The sequence below is a fragment of the Hymenobacter lutimineralis genome, from assembly GCF_008271285.1.
In the GTDB taxonomy this organism is placed as follows: domain Bacteria; phylum Bacteroidota; class Bacteroidia; order Cytophagales; family Hymenobacteraceae; genus Hymenobacter; species Hymenobacter lutimineralis.
Window position 1 is genome coordinate 1 of sequence record NZ_VTHL01000039.1, and the last position, 8,655, is coordinate 8,655.

10 protein-coding genes are annotated in these 8,655 nt (G+C 55.3%); 6 read left to right on the plus strand and 4 right to left on the minus strand.

Features of this window, described 5'->3' with window-relative positions:
- The first annotated feature begins 438 nt into the window (after nt 1-438).
- The 4 genes from FY528_RS20840 (at nt 439) to FY528_RS21865 (ending at nt 3,919) form a co-directional block, all read left to right on the plus strand.
- Nucleotides 439-1,284, plus strand: a complete 846-nt coding sequence (locus FY528_RS20840; protein WP_222931853.1) for a DNA cytosine methyltransferase — start codon at nt 439-441, stop codon at nt 1,282-1,284.
- Nucleotides 1,285-1,286: 2 nt separating this feature from the next.
- On the plus strand, nt 1,287-1,706 hold the full coding sequence (locus FY528_RS20845) for a hypothetical protein (RefSeq protein WP_149072940.1): 420 nt from the start codon (nt 1,287-1,289) through the stop codon (nt 1,704-1,706).
- 544 nt (nt 1,707-2,250) lie between these two features.
- On the plus strand, nt 2,251-3,216 hold the full coding sequence (locus FY528_RS20850; protein WP_149072941.1) for a DUF3103 family protein: 966 nt from the start codon (nt 2,251-2,253) through the stop codon (nt 3,214-3,216).
- A 28-nt stretch (nt 3,217-3,244) separates the two neighbouring features.
- Complete coding sequence (locus FY528_RS21865; protein ID WP_187632232.1) at nt 3,245-3,919, plus strand: outer membrane beta-barrel protein; 675 nt, start codon at nt 3,245-3,247, stop codon at nt 3,917-3,919.
- A gap of 277 nt (nt 3,920-4,196) precedes the next feature.
- On the opposite strand, the gene FY528_RS20860 is transcribed toward FY528_RS21865, so the two are convergent.
- From FY528_RS20860 to FY528_RS20875, 4 genes are all read right to left on the minus strand, one after another.
- Entirely contained in the window at nt 4,197-4,520 is a 324-nt protein-coding gene (locus FY528_RS20860; RefSeq protein WP_149072943.1) for a hypothetical protein, read from the minus strand.
- Between the two features lie 151 nt (nt 4,521-4,671).
- On the minus strand, nt 4,672-5,187 hold the full coding sequence (locus tag FY528_RS20865) for a hypothetical protein (RefSeq protein ID WP_149072944.1): 516 nt from the start codon (nt 5,185-5,187) through the stop codon (nt 4,672-4,674).
- Nucleotides 5,188-5,205: 18 nt separating this feature from the next.
- A complete protein-coding gene (locus tag FY528_RS20870) occupies nt 5,206-6,150 on the minus strand; it encodes a relaxase/mobilization nuclease domain-containing protein (protein ID WP_149072945.1) in 945 nt (314 codons plus the stop codon).
- Nucleotides 6,147-6,539 (minus strand): plasmid mobilization protein, encoded by a 393-nt coding sequence (locus tag FY528_RS20875; protein WP_187632233.1) that lies wholly within the window; start codon nt 6,537-6,539, stop codon nt 6,147-6,149. Before FY528_RS20875 ends, FY528_RS20870 begins: the two co-directional genes overlap by 4 nt.
- A gap of 914 nt (nt 6,540-7,453) precedes the next feature.
- Here FY528_RS20875 and FY528_RS20880 point away from each other — a divergent pair.
- Both FY528_RS20880 and FY528_RS20885 read left to right on the plus strand, forming a co-directional pair.
- Nucleotides 7,454-8,404 (plus strand): replication initiation protein, encoded by a 951-nt coding sequence (locus tag FY528_RS20880; protein ID WP_149072947.1) that lies wholly within the window; start codon nt 7,454-7,456, stop codon nt 8,402-8,404.
- 11 nt (nt 8,405-8,415) lie between these two features.
- Nucleotides 8,416-8,655: hypothetical protein (locus FY528_RS20885; protein WP_149072948.1), on the plus strand; the 240-nt coding region annotated here is incomplete at its 3' end.

Genomic DNA, 8,655 nt, shown 5'->3' on the forward strand with positions numbered 1-8,655 from the left:
GGGCTCCGATCGTGCCACCAGGGAGCGGATTATCGCCATTCACCTGCGGGCCTACGCTCGCCGCTATCAGATCCTGAGCTATGAGGTCTTTGACGACTTCGTCCCGGCCCTGCCGGCTCCGCTGGTGGGCTAGTTGGATAGGATTTCGGGGGCAGTGGGGAAGTGCAAAAAGTGCGGCCACTGTCCCGGCATCAGGCGGTCAATTGCTCAAAATTGAGGCTAGGGGGCGCGGCCGAAAAATAGCTTTTAGACATATCAGAAGATACGCCCAAAAACTGGATTTTACAAGGCAATTGTGACAAAATCTATACTGATAATCAAGGTGTTACCTATCAAAATCACACAATTTCAGCTCTGCTGAAATCTAAGTAGCACAACGACAAGCCTTTAGGCTTGCGTTTGTGCTACTCTGCTTGCTAATTCTTCATTTTTGAAAACGTGAAGGGACTGCTGCGGGCCTCTTTCGCCGAGTACCTGGAGTATGTGCTTTTGCGGTTGACCTATCCGCAATTGGTTAAGCTGGAAACGGAAACGGTCGAAGAACATCTGGGGCGGTTGGAGCGGGCGCACACGGGGGGGTATGATGGCCTGATTTACCGGCCGGTGTTCCGCCTGCTCAACTCGGCCGACTATGGCGTACCACAAAAGCGGGAGCGGGTCTTTATTGTCGGTTTTCGGGCCGATTTGCGGGAAGAATGGTCGTTCCCAAAGCCTACACACTCCCAAGACGCACTACTCTGGGCAAAGTGGGTGACGGGCGAATATTGGGACGAGCACGGTTTTACGCGTGACGAGCGGCCTGCAATGTCGGCCGCGTTGCGGAAAAAGGTTGATAAGTTGCGTGACCGCTACGGTCTGTTTGGGCCGGACACCAAACGCTGGCGTACCGTGCGTGACGCGATACGTGGCCTCCCTGAACCTAGCCCTGGGGTCGATTTTTGGGCCTCTCATAGAAGCATGAATCACGAGTACCGGGGCGGGGCAATGAGTTACCCTGGGCACACGGGCAGCGAAATAGATGAGCCTTCCAAAGCACTAAAAGCGGGCGCACACGGGGTGCCGGGGGGTGAGAATATGGTTCGTTACCCCGACGGCTCCGTGCGGTACTATACCGTGCGAGAATCGGCCCGTATCCAAACGTTCCCCGATGATTATCACATCACTGGTGTTTGGGGTGAAGCAATGCGGCAGCTGGGCAACGCCGTACCGGTGGGCTTGGCTGAAGCAGTGGCCAGCAGTGTTCAGAAACAACTTGCTCGAAGCAAGCAATTAGCCTTTTCGTAAACGTGGCCAGCAAAGCAATTGCCTCTATCGGGACCGGACACCACCCCAAAACCTTCCTTTCCCTCTACTGCACCACTGACCAGGCTATCACGCCGCACGCAGCTGGCCGGATACTGGCACGGCGTGGCGCGGAGTTGGAAATACAGACCTGGTGCCGCAAGTGCCGCGCCCAAGTGACCTACATCACCGACGAGCTGCCGGCCGGCTACCAAGTGTACCAAGTGCGCGTCACGGGGGAAGATGGCCCCCACCTGCCCGCCGAGTTTCGCCCGGTGCCCTATCTGGAAGAAGAATTTGAAGTGGTGGCCACGTCGCCCCAAGATGCGCACGAGCGGGCCGATTTCGCCCACTCGCTACGCTTTACCGGACACCTCACCCACTTCTACATCAACGGGGAAGTACACCTAGACGAGCGGTTTTAGGGCTGCTACCTCGCAGCCGTGCTACAAGAGAACAAGAGGGAAAAACAGGATTTAGGGGGCAGTGGGGAAGTGCAAAAAGTCCTCCCCTCACCTGGTTTTTATCCCTTAACATAATGTAGCTTATAGACGCGACCTTACAATAGGTAAGATTTGTAATTCCCTTCAATGGCCTATTACATTTAGCACTTTTTTGAGACAACTCCTCTATCAGAGCTTTCTTGCAGCCTCTTCCCCAGGCTTGCTGCCCGGCCTCGCGCCCTCTACCACCTTACCTATTGCAACTTTAGTGTCCCCGTGTCACCTTTGCCTTTCAGGCATAGACCAATGACTTTTTGCTTAAGCTGACCGTGAATAAGTATTTCTTTCCACTAGTGCAATAAGTTCATGAAACAAAGCGTACCACTCGGAATCTCTGCCCTGCTCGTTGGGGCACTCTGCGGTCTGGCTTCATGCCAAAAAGAAGCGGAAGTATCACCAACCATCAACCAAGAGACACCTCCTGCCTCAGCAGGGCCTATAACTTCCCAAGACAAGCAATTGGACAATGGCTCTATCACTGGCTAAATCGCTAGAGAATGCAAGCCTTCGCCGGGAGCTTAAAAAGGAGGCGCTCAAAAAATTTGACGGGGACTACGACGTTCTGTACGCTCAGTTTAAGGACCGGGTGGTAGACGGATACACAGTGCAAGAAAGATTGGTAGGTGAAACGAGTATCGGCTCTAGTAACACCTTGCGTCACACCAGCGTTGATTCTGCAGCACAGACTATTGCTAAGCTTCAATTAGCTGTTCCTGTGCACTGCGAAGACTGGGATACAGAGCAATTCGTGCCTTTAGTGGCGTATATACCGCAGGATTTTGACGAGGGTATAACTAAACAGATCAAAGCGTTCGACTCCAAGGGTAATGTGCATTGGTTAGATGCTCAGGCAGAGCCAACCGTCCCGGTAGTTGTGGTGGGAATGAACGAAAGGACAGATGCAAACGGAAATATAAACGACCGTTTATATAATCCTACAGCAAAGCGCATTGCGGGGAAGGCAGAATACATGTACCAAATAAAATGCACGAATATTAGTGCAATTGAAAACTGGGCATTGGGAGCCCCAGAGTTGGAATACTACATCGCCGGCTCCAGAAAAGCCACTGCTGTGGAGATTGTAAAGGGCAGCTATTACAAACCGAAGAAGCGGAAGGATATAGACAATAAATGGGTCAATTTAGACCGGTTTATCTTCACGTGGAACCGACCAGACTACGATGATTATATCGCCGTTAAGTGGGTAGAAATTGATGATACAGGTGCTCTAAAACCGTTAACCATCAAGTGGACCTCCAAGATAAAGCTTGACGACAAGGTAGAAATAGGACCAGAGCTTTCGTACGACTTTTCTAAATTGGATCGATTTGACGATGCGGGTACGATGACCGTGTGGCAAGGAGAATCTTTTGGGGACGGGGGAGTTGTCTATGACACTGGTTACATGGCGTTCAAATTGGATTCCAAATAATCAGTTAGACGTCAGAAGGAGCACTTTTATGCACCAATCATTTGCCGCCTTTTCTTACAGCGCCGGCCTCAAGCTACTCGCCCTATTCGCAGGCCTTCTTCTCACTACTCCCGTGTGTGCGCAGACTGCTATCGGCGTTTATACCTCTCCGGATCTAAATCGCAGCCCGGACTACTTTACCACTGGCAAAACCAGTAGTAAATTGGGGATAACCACCGGGCTGGCCGTTCGCACGGGTTTGTCCAACCGGTGGTCTGTCCTATACGGAGTGCAGTACGCTGCCAAACAGGTCGTCTCCACTGGCTACCTAGCTTCCTTGACGGTGACTGGAGTTCAGGAAACTTTAACTGAAGTGGTTGGCGTCAAACAACGGCAACGACTCATTGAAGTGCCATTGCAACTTCGATACGGACTTAGCAGCGGAAATAGCCGGTGGACGCCCTACGTACAAGCAGGAGTAGTAGGTTCTTGGGTACTACGAGGTGAAACCGAGTATAACAGCCGCAGGAGGAGTGAAGCGGTCACAATACCCCTCGACGTTTCCTCTGGTCTTGGTATTGCAACGGAGGCCGGTGTAGGGGTCGCATACTCCCTGGGCAAGCATTTAGAAGTAAATGTGCAACCTACTTTCCGCTTAGAATTGGATGATGCCCCAAGCATCAGCCGCTTGGGGTTAGGCACAACGTTGATGTACAAATTTTGATGCACCCTTGGCGCATTTCAAAAGCCGCCACAGCGATTGGAAATTATAAAGCTAACTGACTCTCCACGGTCATTGTTAGGTCGATGAAGCCTTGATTTGGCGGCTGGTTGGGGTTCTTGTTGCAACGGGGCGGATTTACACGGTAAGGATCGAAATCCTCATTTCTGCTGTATCAGCGCGGATTATGCAAAGTACCTATCAAGTAGGATTTCCTTTCCGATAGGCTACTCGCCCCTCTTCACTCCTTGTGATCGGCCTTTTTCGGTCTGTTTTTCGGTCACCCTTTTCGATAAGCGGGCTTATCGTGTAAATCCGCCCCGTTGCAATAAGAACTCCGCAACGGGTTATCTTCCATCTGTTGCGCCGCCTGCTGCGGACTCAGGCCCGTGATCAGCAGCTGGTAGGCCCGCAAAATGGCCACGTCCGGCGCGTCCTGGGGCGAGATACCGAACTCCTGGGTTTCGTCCAGTACCGGGTTCACGTACGTCAGCAGCGCCATCCAGTCAGTCGTGCGCGGCGTGTTCAAGCCGCCCGGAACGGCCTCGGCCCGGTCCAACCACCGGCGGCACGCCAGCTCCGCGTGCCAGGCGAAGCTGGACATGCGCAAAAAGGTATTCAGGTCATTATAACACGTAAACTGGGGGCCTTCCTCGGCCCAAAAAGGCAGTTTTGGGGGGCTTCTTGCATACGGATTATACGTTAAAACCCGGCTTAAAGCCCACCTTAAGGCCTTTTTCGGGGCCAAAAATGACCTACTGGGGAAAATACTTTTTGACCACCTTCGGATTGTCCCGTTTCAGGTCCCAATAGCCCTTCGTCAGCCACTCCAGCGCCCGTTTTTTCTGGGCCTGCTCCTGCTGCAGCTGCGCTACCCGCGCCTCGGCCGCGGCCTTCTCTTTCCAGAGGTAGGTGCTCAGGCTGGTCAGCACCAGCAGCAGGGCGACTACCCCCACCCCCAGCCGCACATGGGTAAAGCCCCAGACTTCCCCCACCACGGGCACGCTGCGCGGAATCCGGTCAATCACCTGCTGCAGCTGCGCCGTGCCCGTGGTGAGCGTTTTTCCCACCTTCTCCGGCGTGGCCAGGTGCGGCTGAATGGCCTCCGCTACGCCTTGGTAATTGATGGTGAACCGCACTTCCCGTTTCACCGTGTCCAGCACCTCGTCCAGCTCGGCCCGGCTCACCGGCCGGCCCTGCTCTACGCTGCGCTTGTGTAGCGCCTCGATGCCGCGCCGGAGCGCGTTAATGTCTTGCAGTAGCTCTTGCATACCTCGTTGCTGAAAAGATTAATCCCCTATCCCAAAATCCCGGGACGGCTGCCGGCTGGGCTGCTGCTGCGCCTGCCGCTGCTTGGCCTGGGCGTACTCGGCCGCCAACTTGGCCAGCGCGTAATCCTGGCCCAGCTGCTGCCATTGCTGGACCGGGTCCTGGCCTAGCTCCCGGGCCTTGGCAAAGCCCGTTTCCAGATTGCCGGCGCTGTACTCGCGGCCCACCTGGCTGCCCTTCACCCGGTGCCCGTCCTGCGCGAACACCACCCCGGCCGGGCTCCCATCCTTGCGCCGCGTCAGCTCCAGCTCGATGCCGCGCGGGCGCAGCGCCTCGCGCAGCTCGTCGAAGCTGCGGGCCTGGCCCGCCGTGTAGCTCAGGGCACGGCCGATCTCCTGCCGGGCGCGGCTCCACTCGGCCGACTGTTCCTCCTTCGGGGTCGTGGCCTGCTGCTGCTTCGGGGTCGGGCCGATTTCGCGGGCCTGTTGGCGACCTACCTGGTCGGCCACGATCAGCCCGTACGCCTGCTCGATGCCCTTGCACACGTCCACGCTGCGGGAGCGGATAAACTGGTCACTCACTGTCTGCCCGTCCAGATCCACCCGGTTCACCACCAGGTGCATGTGCGGGTGGGTCTTGTCCTGGTGCCGCACCACGGCCCACTGCGTGTTCTCCGGGTCTATTTTCAGCCCCTTTAGGTAGTCCTGGGCAATGCGGCCCATCACCTCATTGGTCACCTTCTCCTTTTCCTCGACCGGGAAGGCCAGCGCCACGTGCAGCACCGCCTTGCCCAAATTGGGCCGCATGGCCCGCACCGCGTCGAAGTCCGCCGCCATGTGCGCGGCGCTGTCCGTGCGCACCCCGTGCGCGGCCAGCACCTCGGCCCCGTTGCCGAGGGCCTGCTCCTGCAACACGTACCGGCACATGGCCCCGAACGACTGGTTCACCTTCACCTTGCCAATCATGACGCTTCGCCCGCGAGCCGCTTCAACAAGTGGTGCATCTGCCCGAGTACCGTTGTGGCTCCGGTCCGCTGGTCCTGGCCCAAGTGGGCCAGCTTGGTGAGCTGGTTTAGGTTCGCCGCCATGCCGGCCAGCTGCGCCAGCTGCCGCGCTTCCTCCGGCGTCGGCGGGGTCTGGAGTTTCGTGGCCGTGTTCTGCTTGCGCCACACCGACCGCAGCACTTCGCCCTGGCTCAACTTGTACCGCTCGGCCTCCTGGGTCAGGCGCTCGTGCTCCGCGTCCGTGAGCCGGACGCTCACGACGTGGCGCTGTTTTTCGGCCAGCGGGCCGGCCTTCCGGCCGCCTTTACGGGGGCGGTGGGGAGTGGAATCAGGGGTTGCTAAGTCTGCCATAGGTGGGTCCCCGAAGGGGCAAGTGTAGTGAGCCCAACGGGCGAACGGGTTTTGGGAATTGCGCGAAGCGCGATGCACAAAACACATCTTGCGAAAATCGTTGAACGATTCGGGAGTGGCCCACAAGGTACGGCTCCTCGCACGTACGCGCAACCCCTAGGCCTCTCTTTCCGGTGTTGTTAAACAAATAGGGGAAAACCGCCGACCTGTCCTTTTCGCTGTGCCCCCCGATTGCCTTACCGTTGTTTTCCGTTCCAACTCTTGTGCCTCTCCTGTTGCCTCCCTATCGGCTGCTCCTGGTACTCTCCTTGCCGGCAACGTGGCCACCTCGCTCTGGCCACCAGCTGCACCACCTGGCCACCTCCCCACCTGGTCATGCGTCCCCGGTCCTGGCTGTGCTGCCTTCCTCCTTTCGGCCCCTTCCCTGGCCTGCATCCTCAGCTGCTCCCGTTTCTGAGGCCGTAGCATTCCCAAGTTCAAAGCAGTACATAAGCTCAACAATAATGTTTATAAACCATTGATTACCAATAATATATAGTTTATAAAATGCGCGCAAGTCACTGGCTTCTAGGACTTTGCTGTTTTTGTTTTTTCCCCGCCAGTCGTTCAGATAGAACACCCCTAAAAGCCTTTTTTCCTCGCGCGAACACCAATTGGTGTATTTGTAAAGCTTTGTTCTATTTGAGGACCTTGTATCGCATTGATTTTCAAAGTTTTGCGGCATTTAAAAAAGACTTTTAATCCGTGAGAAAAGACTTTTAATCCGTGAGAAAAGACTTTTAATCCGTGAGAAAAGACTTTTAATCCGTTTGAAAAAGACTTTTAATCCGTGAGAAAAGACTTTTAAAAAAGACGTTTTGTTACTAGGTGCTTTTTTTGCCCTATAATTGCCCCTGAATCAGACAATAAGCTTTATGAGTAGGGAGGTAGAAATTCGCCAACACAACGCGCTTACCAATGCCCGATACGATTACTCGGAGCTACAACTAGACTTGCTGTTCTTCATCATCTCCCGGTTACGAAAGGACCAAAAAACGAGCCTCTATGAGCTTCCAATCAAAGAACTGGCTGCTCTGACTGGGAAACAGTACCATCTGCCGTACCTCCGGCAAGCAACCGAAGGCATGGGTTCCCGAATGTTTGAAGTGGAAACACCGGAGCGGGTCAAACAACTCTGGATGTTTCAGCGGGTAGAATACCTGAAAGGACAAGGAATCATCGAAATCAAGCTGACCGAGGACATTTTACCCTACCTGTTTGAACTCAAAGACAACTTCACTTCCTATAGCCTAGCCGCTGCCCTTCGTCTCACCAGCAAGTACGCTAAACGCATTTATCAGCATTGCAGCCAGTGGAAAGACCTGGGCGAAACCAAAAAATACGACCTTCAGGACTTCAAAAAAATGCTCGGCCTAATCGATGACAAGGGCAACGAGAAAATGAAGCAAATCAAAGAGTTACGGGAAAGAGTGCTCGACATTGCCGTGAAGCAAATCAACGAGCATACCGAACTGCACATCAGCTACAAGCTTGAAAAGCGGGTCAGAACCTTCAAAAACGTCGTTTTCACCGTCAAGCCGCAAGCCCTGGCCGAAACTATCCCCTTCGACCTGGTGGCTACTGGCCAGCCCCTGCCCGGCGTGCAGCAAAGCCACCTCGACAACGCCGCCCGCGTCCTCGACGAGCTGCGCATCACCGACGCCAGGCACCGCCAAACTATCCTGGCCAGTGCGGCCCACGTCGCGGAAGTGAACCGCTACAACCACGACCTGAAAACGGGCAAGGTCAAAGCCTCGCGCAATCCGGGGGGCCTGCTGCTCGTGCGCCTGGGCCTGGTCGCGGCCAAAGTGGCCAAGCCTGCATAAGCCTCTCATTTATGCGGCAAAAGATTTACCTCGAACTCGTCGTTTTGAAGCCCGGCAACGCGGTACCCCTGACCGAAGCCGAACAGCAAGCCATTCCATGCCATTTTCTGCTTGCTCAGGAGGCCGAAAAGCGCATGATGGTGATAGAGTATACCCCGGGCTCCGATCGTGCCACCAGGGAGCGGATTATCGCCATTCACCTGCGGGCCTACGCTCGCCGCTATCAGATCCTGAGCTATGAGGTCTTTGAC